Raw genomic sequence first — 684 nt, forward strand, 5'->3', positions numbered from 1 at the left:
GTCATTCTCAAGTCCTCCTATAAGTTTTATTTATTCCAAAGAGGCGAATACCTCTCATGAAATCAAAATGGCTCGGCGCTATTTCATTCTGGACCGTCTTGTTTTAAAATAAAAGGTACCGAATGGTATCATTTATTTTAGCATAATTCTAGTGAATGGCAAGGTCGGAATTGTGTATAATTTGTTTATAATAAATGATTAGAATACGGTTCATACGGAGGATCTCATGAAAAAAGGGGACAGAACACGGGAACATATCATTATGAAATCGGCTGAAATTTTTAACCAGAGAGGATATGCCGGTACATCGCTAAATGATATTATTGGCGACACCGGAATTAAGAAAGGGGGCATCTATCGACATTTTGCCAGTAAAGACGAGATTGCGCTTGAAGCCTACAATTATGCTGCCAGTTTGGTCACCAGAAAATTTTCTGAGGCGGTCGATCAAGAGCAGTCTGCGTCAGGAAGGTTGATTGCTTTTTTTCGTGTCTATGAGGATGTCGTTAACGATCCACCATTTATTGGCGGATGCCCCATGCAGAATACAGCTGTAGAAAGTGACGATACTCATTCGGAGCTTTGTGGTCGAGCAAGGCAGGGGCTCCATAGCTTCTTGGATATGATGAAAAGTATTATTCGTGACGGGATTAAAGCTGGGGAGTTTAGGGGAGATCTGGATTC

Annotated in this window: 1 protein-coding gene; it reads left to right on the plus strand. The window is 41.2% G+C overall.

From position 1 onward, the window contains the following. Window positions 1-226: 226 nt before the first annotated feature. The coding region (locus tag BK127_RS42275; protein ID WP_076238592.1) for a TetR/AcrR family transcriptional regulator at window positions 227-684 on the plus strand (458 nt) is incomplete at its 3' end.

This window comes from Paenibacillus sp. FSL H7-0331, assembly GCF_001956045.1.